Below are 20,346 nucleotides of genomic sequence, written 5' to 3' on the forward strand. Positions count from 1 at the left end.
CTCCCGTTTTGACAGGAGGAAAACAATGGCTGGCGGCCTTCGTTCCCGTCAGACGCGCATTGGCATCAGCACGTAAAGCGCATCGTCGCCGGCCGTGTCGCGGATCAGCGTCGGCGAGCCGGCATCGGCCAGCAGGAAGATCGCTTCCTCGCCGGAAAGCTGCGCGGTGATGTCGAGCAGGTACTTGGCGTTGAAGCCGATTTCCATCGCGTCGGTATCGTAGCCGACGGCGACTTCTTCCGTGGCGCTGCCGGAATCGGGATTGTTGACGGTCAGCATCAGCTGCCCCTCGGATAGCGCCAGCTTCACGGCGCGGCCGCGCTCGGAAGAGATGGTCGAGACGCGGTCGACGGCCTGGGCGAAGGTCGTGCAGTCGACGCGCATTTCCTTGTCGTTGCCGGTCGGGATGACGCGCTGATAGTCGGGGAAGGTGCCGTCGATCAGTTTCGAGGTCAGGACGATCGAACCGATCGTCATGCGGATCTTGGCGTCGGACACCTCGACGGTGACGATCGCTTCCGGATTGTCGACCAGCTTCTGCAATTCGCCGACCGTCTTGCGCGGAATGATGATGCCCGGCATGCCCTCGGAGCCGGAGGGCGCGTCGACGTCGGCGCGCGCCAGCCGGTGGCCGTCGGTCGCGACCGCCCGAAGCTTCAACTCGCCCTTGCTCTCGATCGTGTGGAAGAAGATGCCGTTGAGGTAATACCGCGTCTCTTCCGTCGAGATCGCGAACTGCGTGCGGTCGATCAGCATCTTCAGATCGGTCGCCTTCAGCTTGAAGGAATGGGTGAAGGTGCCGGCGGTCAGATCCGGGAAGTCGGATTCCGGCAGGCACTGCAGCGAGAATTTCGAGCGGCCGGACTGCACCGTCATCGAGCCGCCGTCGGTGCTGGTGGCGAGCAGCACTTCCGAGCCGTCGGAAAGCTTGCGCACGATGTCGTAGAGAAGATGGGCGGGAACGGTGGTGGCGCCGGCCTGCTCGACGCTGGCAGGCGTCGCCTCGGTGATCTCGAGGTCGAGGTCGGTGGCCTTCATGTCGAGGTTCTGGCCGTCGGCCTTGAGCAGTACGTTGGACAGGATCGGGATCGTGTTGCGACGTTCGACCACGCGGTGCACGTGGTTCAGCGATTTCAACAGGTTTGACCGCTCAATAGTAATACGCATGGGATGCTACCGCTTTCGACCGTGACTGTCCGGGCGCATCGAGCACCCGAAGAATGCTTTCCCGATTGAGGTCGGGGGAGTGGACGGGCAAAATGGCAGACTTCAGCACCGGTTTGCAAGAGGCATGGGCGGTGGGAGGCCCGCATTTCAGGTTTTCTGGAGCAATCCTCACAGAAATCCGAACCCTTGCCGAAGCGGTGCGGCTCGCCCATAAAGGTTCCCCCATAAGGTTCGACGACGGCGCGACGAAAGCAAACGGCATGAACGAGGAAACGACGGCGGAGGCGGCCACGCGGCGAGGCTTCCGTCTGCACAATATGGCAGTGCCGGCGCGGCCGCTGGAGCCGGCGCTCTATCTGGTCGCCACCCCGATCGGCAATCTCGGCGACATCACGCTGCGGGCGCTGGAAACGCTGGCCGGCGCCGACGTGCTCGCCTGCGAGGATACGCGTGTCACCCGCGTTCTGCTCGACCGCTACGGCATCCAGAACCGTCCCTTCGCCTACCACGAGCACAATGCCGACGAAGCCGGCCCGCGGCTCATCCAGGCGCTCGAAGCCGGCCGCTCGGTGGCGCTGGTGTCCGATGCCGGCACGCCCTTGGTTTCCGACCCCGGCTATCGGCTAGCGCAGCAGGCGATCGCCGCCGGCTATCGGGTCGTCCCCATCCCCGGCGCCTCGGCGCCGCTTGCGGCCCTTGTCGGCTCAGGCCTGCCGAACGACGCTTTCCTCTTCGCCGGTTTTCTGCCGGCCAAGGACAAGGCCCGCCGCGACCGTCTCGGTGAACTTGCCGCCGCCCCCGCGACACTGATCTTCTTTGAATCGCCGCATCGCATCGCTGCCACACTCCTCGCTGCCGCCGATGTGCTGGGCGGCACGCGGCCGGCCTCCGTCTGCCGCGAGCTGACCAAGACCTATGAGGAATTCCGCCGCGGCACGCTGGCGGAACTCGCCGCGCATTACCAAGAGGTGGACAACGTCAAGGGCGAGATCGTTCTCGTCGTCGCTCCGCCGCAGCCGGTAGAAACGCCGGAGGCCGACGTCGAGGCCGTGCTTGCCGATCTCGCCAAGACGATGCCGACCGCAAAGGCCGCCACCGAAGCGGCCCGTCTGACCGGCCTGCCGCGCAAGGCGCTTTATCAGCGCCTCTTGGAGTTGAAGGGCGCCGATGGGCGATAACGACCGCACCGCCATCAGACGAAGGGCGCTGCGCCGCGGCCTGATGTCGGAATATGTCGCCGCCGTCTTCCTGATGTTGAAGGGCTATCGCATCCTGGCGCTGCGCCACCGCACCCGGCTCGGCGAGATCGATATCGTCGCCCGCAAGGGCGATCTCGCCGTCTTCGTCGAGGTCAAGGCCCGCCACGGCGAGGCTGCGGCGGTCGATGCCGTCTCCGCTGCCGCGCAGAAGCGGATACGGGCGGCAAGCGATCTCTGGCTCGCCCGCCAGGCGGACCAGGCCCGTCTTTCCCAGCGCTACGATATCGTCGCGGTCACCCCCGGCCGCCTGCCGCGGCATTTCCCCGACGCCTTTTAGCGGTTCCGGTCCAGCCGTTCCGGATCGTTAAAATTTTAGTCCCGGCTTGAACCAGCTCCTTACGACTCTCTGCTATCGCAGTCCTCGTAGGGGTAACAATTGGGGGTTGTTTCATGGCCTGGAAGATGATGCTGGCAAGTGCGGTCGCCATGGCCGCGCGTTCGGTGCCTTATGCGGTGGCGAAGCCGGCCGGCAGATCCTTCGTCGCCCATGCAAGCGACCTGCTGCCGCTGAAATCGACGCCGATCAATCCGGACTGGATCATCAGCGGCAACCCGCAAGCGCGCACCGCCGAACATTCGCGCGGCCACGACGAGGCGTCGCTGACGGCGATCTGGGACTGCACATCAGGCGAATTCCGCTGGTATTTCGGCTGGGACGAGACGGTGATGATCCTCGAAGGCGAGGTTCATATCACCGCCGAAGACGGCACCGAACGAACCCTGTGCGCCGGCGACGTCGCCTTCTTCGCCGGTGGAACCTGGGCAAGCTGGCGGGTCGACAATTACGTCCGCAAGGTCGCCTTCCTGCGCAAGCCCTTCCCGAAGCCCTTGGCGATCGCCTACCGCCTGCGCAACCTGCTGCGCAATGGCGGCAACCAGGGGATCGCCGCCTGACGACCGGTGCCGGCAAGCCTTGATTGACCGTTGCGTTTGATACCGGGCCGACCTACATCTGTCCGGCATTCAGCGAGGGACGGAAATGGCCAAGATCACCAATGTAGCGGTCCAGATGGATCATGTCGCCGGCATCAACATCGCAGGTGACTCCACCTTCGCCATGAGCCTGGAAGCCCAGGCGCGCGGCTACCGGCTGTTCCATTACACGCCCGAACGCCTGAGCTTCCGCGACGGCAAGCTCTTTGCCAGCGTCGAGCCGATGCTGCTGCGCGACGTCAAGGGCGATCACTTCGAGCTCGGCGAGCCCGAGCGCGTCGATCTCTCCACCATGGATGTAGTGCTGCTGCGCCAGGATCCGCCCTTCGACATGGCCTATATCACCTCGACGCATCTGCTCGAGCGCATCCATCCGAAGACGCTCGTCGTCAACGATCCGGCCTGGGTGCGCAATTCGCCGGAGAAGATCTTCGTCACCGAATTTGCCGACCTGATGCCGAAGACGCTGATCACTAGGGATGCGGCCGAAATCCGCCGCTTCCGCGACGAGATGGGCGATATCATCCTGAAGCCGCTCTACGGCAATGGCGGCGCCGGCGTCTTCCATTCGACCCGCGACGACCGCAACCTCTCCTCGCTGCTGGAAATGTTCGGCCAGCTCTTCCGCGAGCCCTTCATCGCCCAGCAATATCTGCCCGATGTGCGCAAGGGCGACAAGCGCATCATCCTGGTCGACGGCGAATTTGCCGGCGCCATCAACCGCGTGCCGGCCGAGCACGACAGCCGCTCCAACATGCATGTCGGCGGCCGCGCCGAGGCGACCGAGCTGACGCCGCGCGAAAAGGAAATCTGCGAACGCATCGGCCCGGCGCTGAGGGAACGCGGCTTCCTGCTCGTCGGCATCGACGTGATCGGCGATTACATGACCGAGATCAACGTCACATCGCCGACCGGCATCCGCGAGGTGAAAAAGTTCGGCGGCGCCGATATCGCAGCCCTGCTCTGGGATGCGATCGAGCGCAAGCGCAGCTGAGGGCCGCGGCTCCAGCCCCACGCCTGCTGTGACCGGGTACAACCCCGGTCACCACTCATATCTGAAAACGTTCCTTGATCGTTCTTGTTTTATTCTCGCTTCCATGCCAGATTGCAACCGCTGGCCCTGAAGGGTTGCGGGCGGTATAAGAGTTTGCGGGCAGGGGATGGGCATATGGTCGCGCGTGTCGGTACGGTGGCATTCCAGGGCATAGAAGGCGTGCCGGTCGAGGTCCAGGTCATGATCGCGCCCGGCAAGATTGGCATGCAGATCGTCGGCCTGCCCGATAAGGCGGTGGCCGAAAGCCGCGAGCGGGTGCAGGCCGCCCTTCACGCCTCCGGCCTGGCGCTGCCGGCAAAGCGGGTGACCGTCAATCTTGCGCCGGCCGATCTGCCGAAGGAAGGCTCGCATTTCGACCTGCCGATCGCGCTCGCGCTGATGGCGGCGCTGGGCGCCATTCCCGCCGATGCGCTGTCGGATTATGTCGTCGTCGGCGAACTCAATCTCGACGGCACGATCGCCGCCATTGCAGGCGCGCTGCCGGCCGCGATCGGCGCCAATGCGCTCGGCAAGGGGTTGATCTGCCCGGCTGAAAGCGGCGCCGAGGCCGCCTGGGCCGGCGCCGACGTCAATATCCTCGCGCCGCGCAGCCTGATTGCCATTGCCAATCATTTCCGCGGCACCCAGGTGCTGTCGAGGCCGGAGCCGTCGATCCGCGCCAATGCCGCCAACCTGCCGGATCTCGCCGAGATCAAGGGCCAGGAAAGCGCCAAGCGCGCGCTGGAAGTCGCGGCCGCCGGCGGTCACAATCTGCTGATGGTCGGCCCTCCCGGCTCCGGCAAGTCGATGCTGGCCTCGCGGCTGCCGTCGATCCTGCCGCCGCTCTCGGCGGCGGAATTGCTTGAAGTCTCGATGGTCCATTCCATTGCCGGCCAACTCACCGGCGGCAAGCTCTCCGACCGCCGTCCCTTCCGCACGCCGCATCATTCCGCCACCATGGCCGCCCTCGTCGGCGGCGGCCTGCGCGCCCGTCCGGGCGAAGCCTCGCTCGCCCATCACGGCGTGCTCTTCCTCGACGAGTTTCCCGAATTCACGCCGCAGGCGCTCGACGCGCTGCGCCAGCCGCTCGAAGGCGGCGAATGCGTCATTGCCCGCGCCAATCACCGCGTCTCCTATCCGGCGAAATTCCAGCTGATCGCGGCGATGAACCCCTGCCGCTGCGGCATGGCGGGCGAACCCGGCCATACCTGCGCCCGCGGCCCGCGCTGCATGAGCGATTACCAGGCCCGCATCTCCGGCCCACTGATGGACCGTATCGATATCCGCATCGACGTGCCCGCCGTCTCCGCCGCGGATCTCATCCGCCCGATGGCCGCCGAGGCGAGCGCCGACGTCGCCCGCCGCGTCGCCCGCGCCCGCGAACTCCAGCAAGAGCGCTTCGAGGCCGCCGGCGCCAAGGGCATCGGCACCAACGCCCGCTGCTCCACATCAATGATCGAGAAACTCGCCGAGCCGGATGCCGCCGGCCTGCAGCTCCTGCGCGACGCCGCCGAAAAAATGAAATTCTCCGCCCGCGGCTACCACCGCGTCCTCAAGGTCGCCCGCACCCTTGCCGATCTCGACGGCAAACCAACCGTCGGCCGCCTGCATCTGGCCGAGGCGATTTCCTATCGCATCGCCGGGGAGAGGTTAACGGCGGCGGCGTAGGGCGAATGCGCGCAAATATTTTGAACTTTTAGTCGTCGGGCCGCCAGCGATCTGCCGATCGCGGTTGCGCTGATGGCTGTTTCGGTGACGCTGATGCGCTGGATTATAAGGTTATGTCGCCGTCGGCGAATCAACCTCGACGGAACGATGGGTCGCTGCCATGGCGGGAATGCTGCCGGCCGCGATCGCGCTGTGTTGCTTATCCGTTAGCGGTAAGAGCCTCTCCTCATTTCGTCGCTATTTACAATATTAGCTTCGGCTGGAAAAATTTCGAGGATGATGTCGGTCCGTCCGACATGGTCGGTCGGAGGTGAGGGATGAGAAAGCCTGTTGCCGGGAATGCCCATGAGTAATGAATATCCGGGCTCAAACGCCAATCCCTTGGAAGTTCTAGACTTGGCGAATGCCTACTTTGACGCTTCCAAACTCCTGTTCAACGAGGGTCGGAAGCAAGTTGCACTATCCCTCGCACCGGCTCGAATGTGCGCCATTCATGCTATTGAACTCTACCTAAATGCCTTCCTGCGCTATGAGGGCGTTGCTCCCGAGGAAATACGAAAACGCATGCACAATCTCGCTGAGCCAATGTTCGTCGATAAACTCAAACTGAGAAAGAAAACCGCCCTGCATCTGGAGGCAATGACAACAAAGCGTGAGTACATCATATCGCGCTATGCTCCGGAGCGGACGAGGGAGCACACTGCGCTGAACCGCCTGAACGCGACGCTGTCGGAAGTCATGGCGAAGGTTGGCAAACACATGCATTCAACGAGCTCAGCTGGACATCGGCAATCATTATTGCGGACTGCCATAGAACTTTCGTCCCACTTCGATTGGGATGCAGATGATGGCACAAGAGAAGGGGCGCTGAAGCGCCCCAATGTTAGCCAAGACAAAGCGCCGGCCGAAAGACTCGGCCACGGCCCACTTTAGCTCCCCAGCCCCTCAAACAATGCCGTCGAGAGATAACGCTCCGCGAAGGACGGGATGATCACGACGATATTCTTGCCCGCATTCTCGGGACGGCTGCCGACCTTGATTGCTGCCGTCAGCGCCGCACCCGAGGAGATGCCGACGGGCACGCCTTCGAGCCTTGCGACCAGCCGCGCCTGTTCGAAGGCTTCGTCGTTGGTGACGGTGACGACCTCGTCGTAGATGCCGGTGTCGAGGATTTTGGGGGCGAAGCCGGCGCCGATGCCCTGGATCTTGTGCGGGCCGGGATTGCCGCCGGAGAGAATGGGGGAATCGGCGGGCTCGACGGCGATGATCTGGATCTCGGGCTTATGGCTCTTCAGCACCTGGCCGACGCCGGTGATTGTGCCGCCGGTGCCGATGCCGGAGACGACGATGTCGACCGTGCCGTCGGTGTCGTTCCAGATTTCTTCCGCGGTCGTCTTGCGGTGAATTTCGGGATTGGCCGGGTTTTCGAACTGCTGCGGAATGATGGCGTCGGGCAGCGACTCCGCCAGTTCCTCGGCCTTGGCGATCGCGCCCTTCATGCCCTTGGCGCCTTCGGTCAGCACCAGCTCGGCGCCGAGCAGCGCCAGCATCTTGCGCCGCTCGACCGACATGGTTTCCGGCATGGTGAGGATCAGCCGATAACCCTTGGCGGCAGCGGCAAAGGCGAGCGCGATGCCGGTGTTGCCGGAGGTCGGCTCGATCAGCACGGACTTGCCGGGGGTGATCCGGCCCTGCGCTTCCAGGCTTTCGATCATCGCCACGCCGATACGGTCCTTGACCGAGGCGATCGGGTTGAAGAATTCGAGCTTGCCGATCAGGTTGGCCACCACGCCCTTTTCCCGCGCCAGCTTGTCGAAGCGCACGAGCGGCGTGTTGCCGATGGTCTCGGTGATCGAGGAATAGATGCGGCCGCGGCCGGGCTTGTGCGACATGGATGCCTCCCTTTGGACTTCGGTCCCTGAAATCGGAAGGAGAATAGGGGCAAAGGCCGAATGAGGCCAGCCCGCGTTGATACCGACGGAGCCGGACGCGAAGAAAAAAAGCTTTGAAAACCGCTTCTTGGCGGATGTTTATTTCAGGCCGCCCGCGTGGCGATGAAGGCGGCGGTGCCCGCCAGGATGCCGGCCGCTACCCGGTTCAGCGCCTGCAGGGCGCGCGGCTGTTTCAGCATCGTGCGGGCCCGTGAGGCAAGCAGCATATAGGGCACGAGCACGGCAATCAGCACGACGAAGGTGACGGCGAGCAGCATCACATAATCACGCAAGCCGATATTGCCGATATCGATCAGCGTCGGCGCCAGCGCGACATAGAACAGCATCGTCTTCGGATTGCCGAGTGTCACCAGCAGGCCGGAGAGGAAGGACAGGCCGATATTGCTGGATTTCTTCGCCGCGATGTCTTGCGGCAGCAGCCCCGCCGTCCAGAGTTTCCAGGCGATATAGGCGAGATAGAGGGCGCCGGCGATCTTGATCGCGATAAAGACCTCGGTGAAGGTCTGCGCCACGAAGGCAAGGCCGAGAATAACGGCGGTGAGATAGGTCATGTCACCGAGCACCAGGCCGAGGCCCATGAAGAAGGTCTCGCGGAAATTCGAGCCGAGCGCGCGGGCGACGATCGCGGTAATCCCGGGTCCGGGAATGGCGGCGGCGATAAACAGCGCTCCGGCATAGGCAAGTAAGGCGGCAAGGCTCATGGATGGGCTCCCTCTTCCCAGCTGTTTTATAGCCGCCAAGCCTTGCCATCAATCGACCGGCGTTGATGGGTCCATCACCAGAAGAAATGCCTGCCGCCGCATGCCTGCCCCTTCTCGTCAGCCTTGAAGTGCCCGCGGCCGCAGCCAGCGCGGCGTCCAGCCGAGATTCATGCCGGCGGCGGCAAGGAGGATGATGGCGGCGCCTGCGATCTGCATCGGCTGCAGCGCGTGGCCGAAGGCCAGCCGGTCGACGAGGATCGCGGCGATCGGATAGAGGAAAGACAAGGCCCCGGTCAGATGGGTCGGCAGCCGCTGGATGGCACCGTAGAGCAGCACATACATCAGCCCGGTATGGACGACGCCGATGGAAACGAGGATTGCCCAGCTTCCGGCATCCTGAGGCGGTTGCGAAAAATCCGTCATCGGCGCCAGCATCAGCATGCCGGTTGCGACCTGGATCAGTGCGATCAGATGCGGCGGCGTGCCCTTCAGCCACTTCGCGGCAAGCGCTGCCAGCGCGTAGAAGAAAGCCGCGCCCAGCGCCATCAGGATGCCGAGGCCGTAGCTCTCGAACGTATTGCCGCTTCCGCCCGGCTTTGCCTGGACGATCGCTATCATGCCGGCAAAGGCGAGCGTCAGCCAGAACAGCTTGGCGGCGGTGATCTTTTCGCCGAGAAACAGCGCGCCGAGCACCAGCAGCATGAAGGGCTGGGTGTTGTAGACGGTGGTGGCGATCGAGATCGTCGCATGCGAATAGGAGGCAAAGAGCAGCAGCCAGTTGACGACGATGGCGATGCCGCCGAGCACGGCGATCGCGAAGGTGCGCAGCGTCAGGATGCCCGGCCGCAGCAGCCCGAGGGCGCCGCAGATGGCAAGCAGCGTGAGCGCGCCGAACAGGCAACGCCAGAAAACCACGCCGCTGACCGGCTGGCCCGACATCACCACGAACCAGCCGATCGTCCCCGAGATCAGCATTGCTGCCGTCATTTCCGCCGTGCCTCTTTTGATGTCGCCGCTCATGATCGCCTCCGTTTTGCTGAGGTGATAATATTGCGGCGACAGCCGAAATTATATAATGATAAAAATGTGGTTTGCCGTCACGGCCTAATAATAAAAGGAAAAGTCATCACCATGCCTAACGATGTCCAGCCGCTTGACGAAATCGATCAGGCCATTCTCGAAGCGCTGGCCGGCAATGCCCGGATCTCGCTGAAGGAGCTGGCGCAGCAGGTGGGGCTTTCCTCGCCGAGTGCTGCCGAGCGCCTGCGCCGGCTGGAGGAGCGCGGCGTCATCAAGGCCTTCACCATCGATCTCGATCCCGCCGCCGTCGGCTATCCCCTGCAGGCCATCGTCCGCGTGCGTCCGCTGCCGGGGCAGTTGCATGTCGTCGAGCGCCTCATTCAGGAAATTCCCGAAATCGTCGAATGCGACAAGGTGACTGGCGAGGATTGCTTCATCGCCCGCCTGGTCATCCGCTCGATGGCGGAACTTGACGGTCTCCTGGACAGGGTTGCCGAACGTGCGGAGACCAACACCGCGATGATCAAAGCCTCGCCCGTCAAGCGCCGCCTGCCGCCGCTGTCGCGTGGGAAATAATGCATGCCGCCCGGAAGTGCTCAGCGGTTCCGGGACAACGACAGGCATAGAAACAAAGATCTAAAGCGCGTTGCATGAAATAAGTTTGATGCGACGCGCCTTAGATCGGCGAACGGGCTAGAAATCCGCCATCGGCGAGAGCATCGCCGGAAAATGCGGAGCGTCGTCGCCGAGCCCGCGCAGCATCAGCGTCGTGCCGCCTTCAAACGGCTGCGGAGTGCCCGTCCAGCCGAGCTTGTCCGGTCGGAAGAGCACCTCGACGGCGGCCGAGGCAATGTCGAGCCCGCCTAGGATCGCGGCAAGCGACGGGATCTCCGCTGCCACGACATCGAGAAGGCTGAAGCGGCCTGTCCCATCCATCTTCCAAGCGACGACGGCCTGGCAGTCTTCCAGGAAGCTGATGCGGACATCGGCATCGAGCTGCGTGTTGATGAGAAACATCGCTGCATTTGCGGTCACCGAGAGCGTCGTCGAAACCGGGCTGCGTGCTTTCAGCAGCAATTGCAGCAGGGCGAGATCGTCCGCACTCGCCGGCAAAAGCGGCCGGGCAGGTATGGCGTCAATCTCGGGGGTGGGTGCCGTTCCCACATATCGGTGCAGCGGCATCGCGCGAAAACCGTAAGGCTCATAGAGCGACGGTTTGTCGGTGTAGAGGATGACTGCTTCGAAGCCCTGCCGCTCGCACCAGTCGAGCGCCTTCACCGTCAGGTCGCGATAGAGTCCGCGGCCGCGCCAAGGGGGCCGCACCGCGCCCGATTGCAGCCCGGCAGCATGGACGATCCTGCCGTTGAGGACGAAGGGCAGCGCGAAGGCCGAGAGATTGGCCGCAAGCTCGCCGTCGGCATCAAACCAGCCGAACGGCATGCTGGTGGGATCGGGGCCGCCAAGCTGCTGCAGCGGACCGATGTCGATGCCGAAAATATCCTGGAGCAGGCGGACAAGAGCCGCCCAGCCGGCAGCGTCGCCGAAATAATCCTGTCGGAAGGTCAGGCCTGTGCTGTCCAGGCGCTTTGTCATCACACGCCGGTGGAGCCGAAGCCGCCTGCGCCGCGCACGGTTTCGCTTGCCGCTGTAATCTCGGCCACCCGTGCCTGAGTGACCGGCGCGATCACCATCTGGGCGATGCGCATGCCGCGCTCGATGACGAAGGCTTCTTCACCGAGATTGGCGAGCAGCACCTTCACTTCGCCGCGATAGTCGCTGTCGACGGTGCCGGGTGAGTTGAGGCAGGTGATGCCGTGCTTGAAGGCAAGACCGGAGCGCGGCCGCACCTGGCCCTCGTAACCCTCGGGGATCTCGAAGATGAAGCCGGTCGGCACCAGCGCCCGCTTGCCGGGCAGCAGCGTCAGGGGCGCATCGCCGTCGACGGCGGCGCGCAGGTCCATGCCGGCCGCCCCCTGGCTTTCATAGGCGGGCAGCACGAGGCCTTCGCCGTTGGCCAGGCGGATGAGGTTCAGCGTCGGGCGCGTGTCGTGATGAATGGTCATGGGCCATTACTTTGCGCGCCGAGGGCCGAGGTCAATTGCAATGCCGGGCTTTAATCGTTAGATACGCGGCAATTCCACAGGATTCATAATATGGCCGAAAGTCTCGCCGAGGCGGTCTCCCGCCGCCGCACATTCGCTATTATCGCCCACCCGGACGCGGGCAAGACGACGCTCACCGAAAAGCTGCTGCTGTTCGGCGGCGCCATTCAGCTGGCCGGTGAAGTCAAGGCGAAGAAGGACCGCATGCAGACGCGCTCCGACTGGATGAAGATCGAGCGCGAGCGCGGCATCTCCGTCGTCACCTCGGTGATGACCTTCGAATATAACGACAATGTCTTCAACATCCTCGACACGCCCGGTCACGAGGACTTTGCCGACGACACCTATCGCACGCTAACCGCCGTCGACGCCGCCGTCATGGTCATCGACGCCGCCAAGGGCATCGAGCCGCGCACGCTGAAGCTCTTCGAAGTCTGCCGCATGCGCGATATCCCGATCATTACCTTCATCAACAAGATGGACCGCGAAAGCCGCGATCCCTTCGAGATCCTCGACGAGGTGGAAGAGAAGCTGGCGCTGGATACGGCGCCGATCACCTGGCCGATCGGCCGCTCCAAGACCTTCTGCGGCTCCTATCACCTGGCCAACAGCACCGCCCGCGGCTCCGACACCGAAGTCGAGACCACGCCGGTCAATGGCCCGCAGGCCGTTGCCGGCAGGCTGCCGGAAAACGAACGTCAGGCCTTCATCGACGAGACGGAGCTGGCGATCGAGGCCTGCCGGCCCTTCGACCGCGACTCGTTCCTGGAGGGCCATATGACGCCGGTCTTCTTCGGCTCGGCGCTGCGCAATTTCGGCGTTCGCGACCTCATCAATGCGCTCGGCGAATTCGCCCCGCCGCCGCGTGACCAGGTCGCCGATACCAGGACGGTGCACGCGACCGACGACAAGATGACGGCCTTCGTCTTCAAGATCCAGGCCAACATGGATCCCAACCACCGCGACCGTATCGCCTTTGCCCGCATCTGCTCCGGCAAGCTCGAACGCGGCATGAAGGCGAGGCTCGCCCGCACCGGCAAGCAGCTCGGCCTGACGGCGCCGCAATTCTTCTTCGCCTCGCAGCGCCAGCTGGCCGACACCGCCTATGCCGGTGATGTCGTCGGCATTCCCAATCACGGGACGCTGCGCATCGGCGATACGCTGACCGAAGGTGAATCGCTGGTCTTCCAGGGCGTGCCGAATTTCTCGCCCGAGATCCTGCGCCGCGTGCGCCTCGAAGATGCGATGAAGGCGAAAAAGCTCAAGGAAGCCCTGCAGCAGATGGCCGAGGAAGGCGTCGTCCAGCTGTTCTCGCCGGAAGACGGCTCGCCGGCAATCGTCGGCGTCGTCGGCGCCCTGCAGCTCGACGTCCTGAAGGAGCGCCTGATGGCCGAATACGGCCTGCCGGTCTCCTTCGAAATGTCGCGTTTCTCCGTCTGCCGCTGGATCTCCGCCGATCAATCGGCCGATCTCGACAAATTTCTCACCGTCAAACGCGGCGATATCGCCCGCGATCTCGACGGCGATCCCGTCTTCCTCGCCCAGGACGCCTTCTCGCTGCGTTACGAGGCGGAGCGTTATCCGGCAATCAAGATGGTCGCCATCAAGGAATATCACGCCGCCAAGGCGGCGTGATTCCGGGGCAATGGTTGGCGCGCCCTCTCTCCAGCCTCGTCCTGAGGCGCGTAGGCCAAAGGTCGGAGCCTCGAAGGAGGGGGCTGGCCACCGGTCTCGGCAAATGCAGATGCTGAGCGGTATTCAGCCACCCGCCCCCGTCCATCGAGGCCCCTTGCGGGGCACCTCAGGATGAGGGCTGGTCGTTGTGCGTGCCACCTGAAGTAAGCCTACCGGCCTGCTAATCCTCTCGATCGAACCGCGGCAGCGGTTCGATATTGTCCACCCAAGGCAAGGCCGACCGGCACCATATCTGTTTCCTCGGCGTCAGGTCGCGCCGCTGGTCGATGCTGCCGAGACGGATGCCGATCGCGCCTCCTTTACCATCGGTGCGGTAGAGCGGCGATCCGCACGTCGGGCAGAAGAACTGCCGGCTGAGACCGCCGCTGTCGCCATATTTGCTGTAGCCGCGCGGTTCGCCTGAAATCAGCGTGAAGCTGTCCGGCCGCGCCGGCGCGGTGACGCGATAGGCGGAGCCCGTCAGCCGCTGGCAATCGGTGCAATGGCAGATCGAAACCCGCTCCGGATCGATCTCCGCCCGATAGCGGATCGCCCGGCAATGGCATCCTCCTGATATTTGCATCGGCATCCTCAATCTGCCGGCGGGGAAGCCGGGCGCGTGGTATAGAAGGCCTTGGCATCCGCCGTGAAGGCGGCCCGCTGATCGGCATGGGTGTAGAACATATGGCCGCCGCGATAGAGTTTCAGCCCGACGCGGCCGCCGGCGAGCGAGGGCGGCAGGTGGTCAACCACGTAGCGGCTGACCCCGTAAGGCGTCACCAGATCGCTGTAGCCATGCGCGATCAGCAGGTGGAAGGCCGAGTTCGAGGCGAGCAACTGCCTGAGGTCATCGGAGGCGCTCGCCTGGGCGCGTGATCCGCCGCGCCCGCCGCCCCATTCCCAGCGCCGGCTGATATCGCTGTCGAGCAGCGAATAGGTCATTTCGGTCCTGAAGCCGAGCATATTGCGGGCATAATCGGTGAAGGCGCCGCCATAGGCGCGGGTGAAGCCGTCAAGAATGGCGTCGTCGCCGCGGTCGTAATCCGATTCCGGATAGGGATCGGGTGCGGCAAAGGAAGCGTCGTAGGGGCTCATCACCGCGCCGCTGCCCCCGTCTGAATGTTTGACGAAGGAATTGCCGAGGAAGCCGCGATTGCGCGCGACGATATCCTCAGGAATACCCGTCAGTCCGGCGATCCTGCCATAGAAGGCGGCGGCGCTGGCGCCCGTCGGCGGCGGACCGGCGAGCGTCGTCAGATAGTCGCCGAGCGCGAAGGTCTCGGCCTCGCGCTGTTTCTGTTCGTCGAAGGTGTTGTGTCGGTCGAGTTCGGCCGCCGCCAGCGACGGCAGCTCGAGTGCCGCGCCGAGTGCAAACTGGTCGGCGTTGAACATCAACTGTCCCTCCAGCAAGGGCGATAGCATCACCGCACCGGCGATGACGATGCCCTGGCTTTCCTGCAGCACGGAGGCGACCTTGGCGGCGCGGAAACCGCCATAGCTTTCGCCGAGCAGATATTTCGGCGAATTGGAACGGTTGTTGTGCGCGACATAGAGCGCGATCGCCTTGGCGATGCTCTGGGCGTCGGAGCTGACGTTGTAATAATTGGAGGCGTCGTCGGCCTTGACCGTCCGGCTCCAGCCGGTGCCGATCGGATCGATCAGTACGAGATCGGTGAAATCGAGCCAGCTGTGGGCGTTGTCGACGAGCTTGGCATTGGCGCCGTCGCGGCCCTGAGGCCCGAAGTCGAGCACTTTGGGCCCGACCAGCCCGAGATGCAGGAAGGCGGACGCTGCCCCCGGTCCGCCATTGAAGGCAAAGGTCAGCGGCCGGTCGGCCCCCGCGTCATTCGCAACGTAGGCGGTGTAGAAGATCGCGCCGGTCTGGGCGCCGTCCCGGTCGAAGAGATCGAGCGTGCCGGCGGTCGCGGTATAGGCGATCTTCCGGCCGCCGATCGTCAACTCGTGCTCGGTGACGGAATCGGCCGGCAGCAGCTTCAGCACGCCGTCGCGCGCGCCGCTTTCGACATTGGCTCTGGATTGGGCGCTTTCCTGTGCCGGGGACAGGGCGGGGGCCAGCGACGCCGCAAGCGCGGCCAGCAGAAACAGGAATCGTCGGCGCATTCTCTCCTCCGGCAGTGCGGCACGCTGGTTGAGATAGCGTAGCATCCGCGGCTGGCGACCGGCATCAAGAGATGGTGATGGGCCGGTGAGCTACCAATCGTGCAGGCTGGGCTCAGCCGGTCTTCGCGACCGCACGGACATTGACGTCAACCGAACGGCCGGCCTTCCAGCCGTTGATCGCGGCGCCGAGCCCGAGCGCGACGAAGAGAAGCGCGCACCAGGAAAAGCTGCCGGTCCAGCCGCGGATGAGGCCGACGATGAGCGGGCCGATGGCCGCAAGCAGGTAGCCGACGCATTGCGCCATGCCGGAAAGATGGGCGGCGACATCGGGATCGCGCGAGCGCAGCACGATCGTCGTCATCGCCGCTGCGATCAGCCCGCCCTGGCCGATACCCTGCAGCAAAGCCCAGAGCCAGACCGTCGACAGCGGCGCGAAGAGCAGGCCGAGCAGGGCGGTGACGGCGACGCCGCAGAGGCTGGCATTGATCAGCCGCTGGTCTTTGCCGCGCACGGCGATATGCGGCACGATGAGACAAGATGCGGCCTGCACCATCACCGAGAGCGAAACGATCGCCCCGGCGGTGACGCCGTCGAGTCCGCGTTCGCGCAGGATCGGAACCAGCCAGCCGAACACGCAATAGGCAAGCGCCGATTGCAGCCCCATGAACAGTGTCACCTGCCAGGCAAGCCGGTCTCGCCAGAGGCCTTTGACATGGAATCCGTTTCGCCTTGCCTGGCCGTTGCTGCGCAGCACCTGTGGCAGCCAGATCAGGCCGACGGCGAGCGCCGGCAGTGCCCAGATGGCGAGCGCACCGGCAAGCGAGCCGCCGAGAGCGTGCTCGACCGGCAGCGTCAGCCCGGCGGCACTTGCCGCACCTGCGCAGAGCGCCATCGTGTAGAAGCCGGTCATCAGGGCGGTGCGCGTGGCGAAATCCCGTTTGACCAGTCCCGGCAGCAGTACGTTGCCGATGGCGATGCAGGCGCCGGCGAGCGCCGTGCCGATGAAGAGCAGCGGCACGGAGGAAAGCCCGCGCAATGCAGTGCCAAGGGCCAGGAGCAGGACGACGCCGAGCAGCGTACGCTCCGAACCGAAGCGCTGGGCAAGGCGCGGCGCCAGCGGCGAGAAGGCCCCGAGGCAGACGACCGGCAGCGTCGTCAGCAGGCTGGCGCCGAGTGCCGTCAGGCCAAGTTCCGAGCGGATTTCGGGCAGCAGTGCCGAGGCGCTTGAGAAGACCGGGCGCAGGTTGAAGGCGATCAGCACGAGGCTCGCCCCGAGCAGGACACGATCCGCGGCGCCGCGGATCGGTGTCGTCTGCGGCGGCGGCCGGCGGCCGGCCTCGGCGTCGATCAGCAGTTCGTCGGCCGGGTCGAGCGTGGCTGTGAGATCGTTAGAAGGTGCGCTCATGAAAGGATCATCCGCTCGAGGGCGGCGAGAACCGGGGCCATGAAGCGGCGCACCGCAGCATCCGCCTGATCGGGATTGCCGGTTTCGATCGCGTCGACGATATCGGCATGCGCCTGCATATCCGGTTCGGGAATATCTTGCCCCAGCGTCGCCGCGATCGTCTCGGCGATCGAGGCGGAGAAGAAATCATAGATCTCGACCATCGCCCGGTTGCCCGACGCGGCGATGACCGCCTTGTGGAAGGCGAGGTCGCGCTCGATGAAGCCGGCCTTGTCGCCGCCGTCATAGGTGCCGCGCTCGGAAAGCAGCCGGCGAAGCTCCGTCAGCGTCTCCGGCGTCTTGCGGATCGCCGTCAGCCGGGCGGCCTCGACGTCGAGCGCCAGGCGCGCCTCGAACTGGTCGCGCAGGCTGGCGCGCCGCGCCATTGTCAGCGGCCGGCCGGCATCGCTGGTCGAGCGGACATAGGTGCCCGAACCCTGCCGCGTTTCGAGATAGCCCTGCGAGACGAGGACGCGTACCGCTTCACGCACCGTGCCGCGGCTGACGGAGAGCATGGCCGAAAGCGCGGCTTCATTCGGCAATTTATCGCCGACCGCCCAGCGTTTGCCGAGGATGTCGCTGCGGATCGCCTCGATCGCCTCCTCGGCGAGATTTGTCCTGCTGATCGCACGCATGTCGCTACTCATAAAGTCATCGGATGACTTTATGAGTAGCTGACTTTGTCCCGTTCGTCAAAGCAAAATCCGGGCATAAAAAAGGGCCGCCTCAGCGACCCTTTCCATGAGTTTGGCCTCGAACTGGCCTGGACTGTCGAAGCAGCCCCAGGAAGGCGGGTCTTAGAGCGAGGGCTGCCTCGCTTTCATCACCACTTCCATGCCCGTTACGAGGTCCGAAATCTCATTAGACATTGGATCACCTTCCTTTCGTTCTGTTGCTGATAGATCGAAGGTAGGCCGATTCTACTCGGATGCAAGAAGAAATTGCTTCGATGGGCCGCTGTCGGGGCCGTTTGCTGTTCACAAAAGAACACAGAGCTTCGCTGAATTTGAAGGCGCCGGGCGCCACGAAACCGTCATCTTGCGCTTGCAAACCGGCCGGGCGTTAAGCTGTTATTAGCCTTGACGTTCGACAATTTCAGCATTCCCGCCGAAGCGGCGGCGGGTCCCCGGAGCAAAAGCCATGTGTCGCTGGGCAGCCTATCGCGGAAACCCTCTCTATCTCGAGGAGCTGGTATCCTCGCCCGCCCATTCGCTGATCGAGCAGTCCCATTGCGCCACCCGCGCCAAGACAGCGACCAACGGCGACGGCTTCGGTATTGCCTGGTATGGCGACAGACCGGAGCCCGGTCGCTACCGCGATATCCTGCCGGCCTGGTCGGACTGCAATCTGAAGAGCCTGGCGCGGCAGATCCGCTCGCCGCTCTTCCTCGCCCATGTCCGCGCCGCGACCGGCGGCGGTACGCGCCGCGACAACTGCCACCCCTTCACCCACGACACCTGGTCCTTCATGCATAATGGCCAGATATCCGGCTTCGAGCGCCTGCGCCGGCCGATGGAGGCGATGCTCGACGACGAGCTGTTCAATGCCCGCAGCGGCACGACCGATTCCGAACTGATGTTCCTGCTGGCGTTGCAATTTGGCCTGCGTGAGGCGCCGGTCGCCGCGATGGCTGCTATGGTCGGCTTCGTCGAAGACCTGGCCGAGAATATCATCGGTTCGATCCTGCTGCGCTTTACTGCCGCCTTCTCCGACGGCAATACGCTCTATGCGATCCGCTATGCCACGGATCGCAAGGCCCCGACGCTTTATGCCTCGCCGGTCGGCGCCGGCTATTGCCTCGTCTCCGAACCGTTGAACGACGATGTCGACGCCTGGGCGGAAATTCCCGATGGCAGCGCCGTCACCGTCGGCAAAAACGGTATCGACGTCGCCGATTTCCGGCCGGAAAATCGAAGCGTCGCCAAGCTGCAGCCTTTGGCCGCCTCCGTATAATCTTCGTCGAAAATCGAAAGCGATTTTCTAAAGCGTTCGCAATCGTTCAGACTCGCGAGCCATGCCCACTATGCGTGGAAATGCTCGGCGATCAGCGCCGCCAGCCTTTCGGCAACCTCTTCCTTCGCCAGGTCGGGCCATCGCTCGACGCCGTCGTGCCGGATGAGTCTGACGCTGTTGCGGCTGCCGCCCATGATGCCGGTCGCCGGAGAAACGTCGTTGGCGACGATCATGTCGGCGCCCTTCCGCTCGAGTTTCGCTCTCGCATTGCTCTCCACGTCCTGCGTCTCGGCGGCAAAGCCGATCACCAGTTTCGGCCGCATCGTGTGATGGCCGACGGTTTTGAGGATGTCGGGATTTTCCGTCAGCGCCAGCGTCGGAATCGATTCGCCCGGATGTTTCTTCAGCTTCTGATCGGCGGCCGAGGCGACGCGCCAGTCCGCCACCGCCGCCACCATCACGGCGATATCGGCCGGCAGCGCCGCCAGCACGGCATCACGCATTTCCTCCGCCCGCTCGACATGGACGGTGTTGATACCGACGGGGTCGGCGATCGCTACCGGCCCGGAGACAAGCGTCACCTCAGCCCCGAGCTTGGCAAGCGCTGCGGCGATCGCATGGCCTTGCCGGCCGGAAGAGCGGTTGGCGATGTAGCGCACCGGGTCGATCGGCTCATGCGTCGGTCCTGAGGTGACGATCGCCTTGCGGCCTTTCAGCGGTTTTTCCCCGTCCTCGAGCATGGTTTCGGCGGCAGCGACGATGTCGAGCGGTTCCGCCATCCGGCCGAGCCCGGCCTCGTGGCTTTCCGCCATCTCGCCGGCCATCGGTCCGACAAAGCGGATGCCGTCTTCCCGCAGCCTTGCCACATTGCGCCGGGTCGCCGGATGCGCCCACATTCTGGGGTTCATCGCCGGAGCCGCAAGCACCGGCCTTGCCGTTGCCAGCAGCACCGTCGAGGCGAGATCGTCGGCAAGGCCGTTCGCCATCTTTGCCATCAGGTCGGCGCTGGCGGGCGCAATCAGCACGAGATCGCAGTCGCGCGCCAGCCTGATATGGCCGACATCCTGTTCGTCCTGCCGCGAAAACAGATCGGTGAAGACGTGATCCGCGGCCAGCGCACCGACGGCCAGCGGTGTCACGAATTCCTGCGCCCCCTTGGTCATGATGGGACGCACACTTGCGCCACGCTCGCGCAGCCGGCGGATCAGATCCAGGCTCTTATACGCGGCGATGCCGCCTGAGATGATGAGGAGGATGCGTTTGCCGCTGAGAGCCATGGCTTTCTACCCGTCGCCTTTTTTTGCCCGGCCTCGACCCTA

20 protein-coding genes are annotated in these 20,346 nt (G+C 64.2%); 9 read left to right on the top strand and 11 right to left on the bottom strand.

Going from position 1 to position 20,346, the window contains the following annotated elements; translation table 11 throughout:
• Nucleotides 1–48 precede the first annotated feature (48 nt).
• Nucleotides 49–1,167: a DNA polymerase III subunit beta gene (dnaN, locus tag EFD56_RS04675; protein ID WP_010006864.1), complete on the bottom strand. Its 1,119-nt coding sequence runs from the start codon at nt 1,165–1,167 to the stop codon at nt 49–51.
• A gap of 260 nt (nt 1,168–1,427) precedes the next feature.
• On the opposite strand from dnaN, the gene rsmI reads away from it, so the two are divergent.
• The 6 genes from rsmI to EFD56_RS04710 all read left to right on the top strand — a co-directional run bounded on the left by rsmI (nt 1,428) and on the right by EFD56_RS04710 (nt 6,993).
• Nucleotides 1,428–2,345, top strand: a complete 918-nt coding sequence (gene rsmI / locus EFD56_RS04680) for a 16S rRNA (cytidine(1402)-2'-O)-methyltransferase (protein ID WP_126904807.1) — start codon at nt 1,428–1,430, stop codon at nt 2,343–2,345.
• Nucleotides 2,335–2,703 carry a YraN family protein gene (locus EFD56_RS04685; RefSeq protein WP_126904808.1) on the top strand — a complete coding sequence of 123 codons (369 nt, stop codon included), beginning with the start codon at nt 2,335–2,337 and terminating at the stop codon, nt 2,701–2,703. The genes rsmI and EFD56_RS04685 overlap by 11 nt, the downstream gene beginning before the upstream one ends.
• Before the next feature lie 113 nt (nt 2,704–2,816).
• On the top strand, nt 2,817–3,320 hold the full coding sequence (locus tag EFD56_RS04690; RefSeq protein WP_126904809.1) for a cupin domain-containing protein: 504 nt from the start codon (nt 2,817–2,819) through the stop codon (nt 3,318–3,320).
• 85 nt (nt 3,321–3,405) lie between these two features.
• Complete coding sequence (gene gshB / locus EFD56_RS04695; RefSeq protein ID WP_126904810.1) at nt 3,406–4,353, top strand: glutathione synthase; 948 nt, start codon at nt 3,406–3,408, stop codon at nt 4,351–4,353.
• A 174-nt stretch (nt 4,354–4,527) separates the two neighbouring features.
• Nucleotides 4,528–6,060: a YifB family Mg chelatase-like AAA ATPase gene (locus EFD56_RS04700; protein ID WP_126904811.1), complete on the top strand. Its 1,533-nt coding sequence runs from the start codon at nt 4,528–4,530 to the stop codon at nt 6,058–6,060.
• A gap of 345 nt (nt 6,061–6,405) precedes the next feature.
• Nucleotides 6,406–6,993, top strand: coding sequence for a hypothetical protein (locus EFD56_RS04710; RefSeq protein ID WP_064831677.1), 588 nt, complete (start codon nt 6,406–6,408; stop codon nt 6,991–6,993).
• Here EFD56_RS04710 and cysK read toward each other — a convergent pair.
• The 3 genes from cysK to EFD56_RS04725 all read right to left on the bottom strand — a co-directional run bounded on the left by cysK (nt 6,990) and on the right by EFD56_RS04725 (nt 9,733).
• A complete protein-coding gene (gene cysK, locus EFD56_RS04715) occupies nt 6,990–7,952 on the bottom strand; it encodes a cysteine synthase A (RefSeq protein WP_016735011.1) in 963 nt (320 codons plus the stop codon). The two genes, EFD56_RS04710 and cysK, sit on opposite strands and share 4 nt — an antisense overlap.
• A 143-nt stretch (nt 7,953–8,095) precedes the next feature.
• Nucleotides 8,096–8,713 carry a LysE family translocator gene (locus EFD56_RS04720; protein ID WP_012482375.1) on the bottom strand — a complete coding sequence of 206 codons (618 nt, stop codon included), beginning with the start codon at nt 8,711–8,713 and terminating at the stop codon, nt 8,096–8,098.
• Nucleotides 8,714–8,830: 117 nt separating this feature from the next.
• The gene (locus EFD56_RS04725; RefSeq protein ID WP_126904812.1) at nt 8,831–9,733 is read right to left on the bottom strand and encodes a DMT family transporter; all 903 of its coding nucleotides are present in this window, start codon (nt 9,731–9,733) and stop codon (nt 8,831–8,833) included.
• Between the two features lie 111 nt (nt 9,734–9,844).
• On the opposite strand from EFD56_RS04725, the gene EFD56_RS04730 reads away from it, so the two are divergent.
• Entirely contained in the window at nt 9,845–10,309 is a 465-nt protein-coding gene (locus EFD56_RS04730; RefSeq protein WP_010004811.1) for an Lrp/AsnC family transcriptional regulator, read from the top strand.
• Nucleotides 10,310–10,426: 117 nt separating this feature from the next.
• Here EFD56_RS04730 and EFD56_RS04735 read toward each other — a convergent pair whose 3' ends face one another.
• Nucleotides 10,427–11,326: a GNAT family N-acetyltransferase gene (locus EFD56_RS04735; RefSeq protein ID WP_126904813.1), complete on the bottom strand. Its 900-nt coding sequence runs from the start codon at nt 11,324–11,326 to the stop codon at nt 10,427–10,429.
• Nucleotides 11,326–11,796: a dUTP diphosphatase gene (gene dut / locus EFD56_RS04740; protein ID WP_126904814.1), complete on the bottom strand. Its 471-nt coding sequence runs from the start codon at nt 11,794–11,796 to the stop codon at nt 11,326–11,328. The genes EFD56_RS04735 and dut overlap by 1 nt, the downstream gene beginning before the upstream one ends.
• Before the next feature lie 90 nt (nt 11,797–11,886).
• Here dut and EFD56_RS04745 point away from each other — a divergent pair, with 90 nt between their 5' ends.
• The gene (locus EFD56_RS04745) at nt 11,887–13,470 is read left to right on the top strand and encodes a peptide chain release factor 3 (RefSeq protein ID WP_126904815.1); all 1,584 of its coding nucleotides are present in this window, start codon (nt 11,887–11,889) and stop codon (nt 13,468–13,470) included.
• Nucleotides 13,471–13,690: 220 nt separating this feature from the next.
• Here the strand turns inward: EFD56_RS04745 and EFD56_RS04750 are convergent, their stop codons facing one another.
• The 4 genes from EFD56_RS04750 to EFD56_RS04765 all read right to left on the bottom strand — a co-directional run bounded on the left by EFD56_RS04750 (nt 13,691) and on the right by EFD56_RS04765 (nt 17,709).
• Nucleotides 13,691–14,092: a GFA family protein gene (locus EFD56_RS04750; RefSeq protein ID WP_126904816.1), complete on the bottom strand. Its 402-nt coding sequence runs from the start codon at nt 14,090–14,092 to the stop codon at nt 13,691–13,693.
• An 8-nt stretch (nt 14,093–14,100) separates the two neighbouring features.
• Nucleotides 14,101–15,630 carry a S10 family peptidase gene (locus EFD56_RS04755; protein WP_126904817.1) on the bottom strand — a complete coding sequence of 510 codons (1,530 nt, stop codon included), beginning with the start codon at nt 15,628–15,630 and terminating at the stop codon, nt 14,101–14,103.
• A gap of 112 nt (nt 15,631–15,742) precedes the next feature.
• A complete protein-coding gene (locus tag EFD56_RS04760) occupies nt 15,743–17,035 on the bottom strand; it encodes a CynX/NimT family MFS transporter (RefSeq protein ID WP_126904818.1) in 1,293 nt (430 codons plus the stop codon).
• Nucleotides 17,032–17,709 (bottom strand): FadR/GntR family transcriptional regulator, encoded by a 678-nt coding sequence (locus tag EFD56_RS04765; RefSeq protein ID WP_126904819.1) that lies wholly within the window; start codon nt 17,707–17,709, stop codon nt 17,032–17,034. The genes EFD56_RS04760 and EFD56_RS04765 overlap by 4 nt, the downstream gene beginning before the upstream one ends.
• A 505-nt stretch (nt 17,710–18,214) precedes the next feature.
• Between EFD56_RS04765 and EFD56_RS04770 the strand changes: the two genes are divergently transcribed.
• Nucleotides 18,215–19,027 carry a class II glutamine amidotransferase gene (locus EFD56_RS04770; protein WP_126904820.1) on the top strand — a complete coding sequence of 271 codons (813 nt, stop codon included), beginning with the start codon at nt 18,215–18,217 and terminating at the stop codon, nt 19,025–19,027.
• A 68-nt stretch (nt 19,028–19,095) separates the two neighbouring features.
• On the opposite strand, the gene coaBC is transcribed toward EFD56_RS04770, so the two are convergent.
• Nucleotides 19,096–20,304, bottom strand: coding sequence for a bifunctional phosphopantothenoylcysteine decarboxylase/phosphopantothenate--cysteine ligase CoaBC (coaBC, locus tag EFD56_RS04775; protein ID WP_126904821.1), 1,209 nt, complete (start codon nt 20,302–20,304; stop codon nt 19,096–19,098).
• Between the last annotated feature and the right edge of the window lie 42 nt (nt 20,305–20,346).

The sequence above is a fragment of the Rhizobium phaseoli genome (assembly GCF_003985125.1).
In the GTDB taxonomy this organism is placed as follows: domain Bacteria; phylum Pseudomonadota; class Alphaproteobacteria; order Rhizobiales; family Rhizobiaceae; genus Rhizobium; species Rhizobium phaseoli.

Bases quoted from the DNA above. Each gene is read 5' to 3' on its own strand.
- EFD56_RS04720 (WP_012482375.1), bottom strand. From the start codon at position 8,713: ATGAGCCTTGCCGCCTTACTTGCCTATGCCGGAGCGCTGTTTATCGCC.
- EFD56_RS04765 (WP_126904819.1), bottom strand. From the start codon at position 17,709: ATGCGTGCGATCAGCAGGACAAATCTCGCCGAGGAGGCGATCGAGGCG.
- EFD56_RS04735 (WP_126904813.1), bottom strand. From the start codon at position 11,326: ATGACAAAGCGCCTGGACAGCACAGGCCTGACCTTCCGACAGGATTAT.
- EFD56_RS04760 (WP_126904818.1), bottom strand. From the start codon at position 17,035: ATGAGCGCACCTTCTAACGATCTCACAGCCACGCTCGACCCGGCCGAC.
- EFD56_RS04730 (WP_010004811.1), top strand. From the start codon at position 9,845: ATGCCTAACGATGTCCAGCCGCTTGACGAAATCGATCAGGCCATTCTC.
- coaBC (WP_126904821.1), bottom strand. From the start codon at position 20,304: ATGGCTCTCAGCGGCAAACGCATCCTCCTCATCATCTCAGGCGGCATC.
- dut (WP_126904814.1), bottom strand. From the start codon at position 11,796: ATGACCATTCATCACGACACGCGCCCGACGCTGAACCTCATCCGCCTG.
- cysK (WP_016735011.1), bottom strand. From the start codon at position 7,952: ATGTCGCACAAGCCCGGCCGCGGCCGCATCTATTCCTCGATCACCGAG.
- gshB (WP_126904810.1), top strand. From the start codon at position 3,406: ATGGCCAAGATCACCAATGTAGCGGTCCAGATGGATCATGTCGCCGGC.
- EFD56_RS04725 (WP_126904812.1), bottom strand. From the start codon at position 9,733: ATGAGCGGCGACATCAAAAGAGGCACGGCGGAAATGACGGCAGCAATG.
- EFD56_RS04700 (WP_126904811.1), top strand. From the start codon at position 4,528: ATGGTCGCGCGTGTCGGTACGGTGGCATTCCAGGGCATAGAAGGCGTG.
- dnaN (WP_010006864.1), bottom strand. From the start codon at position 1,167: ATGCGTATTACTATTGAGCGGTCAAACCTGTTGAAATCGCTGAACCAC.
- EFD56_RS04690 (WP_126904809.1), top strand. From the start codon at position 2,817: ATGGCCTGGAAGATGATGCTGGCAAGTGCGGTCGCCATGGCCGCGCGT.
- EFD56_RS04755 (WP_126904817.1), bottom strand. From the start codon at position 15,630: ATGCGCCGACGATTCCTGTTTCTGCTGGCCGCGCTTGCGGCGTCGCTG.
- EFD56_RS04770 (WP_126904820.1), top strand. From the start codon at position 18,215: ATGTGTCGCTGGGCAGCCTATCGCGGAAACCCTCTCTATCTCGAGGAG.
- EFD56_RS04685 (WP_126904808.1), top strand. From the start codon at position 2,335: ATGGGCGATAACGACCGCACCGCCATCAGACGAAGGGCGCTGCGCCGC.
- EFD56_RS04710 (WP_064831677.1), top strand. From the start codon at position 6,406: ATGAGTAATGAATATCCGGGCTCAAACGCCAATCCCTTGGAAGTTCTA.
- EFD56_RS04745 (WP_126904815.1), top strand. From the start codon at position 11,887: ATGGCCGAAAGTCTCGCCGAGGCGGTCTCCCGCCGCCGCACATTCGCT.
- EFD56_RS04750 (WP_126904816.1), bottom strand. From the start codon at position 14,092: ATGCAAATATCAGGAGGATGCCATTGCCGGGCGATCCGCTATCGGGCG.
- rsmI (WP_126904807.1), top strand. From the start codon at position 1,428: ATGAACGAGGAAACGACGGCGGAGGCGGCCACGCGGCGAGGCTTCCGT.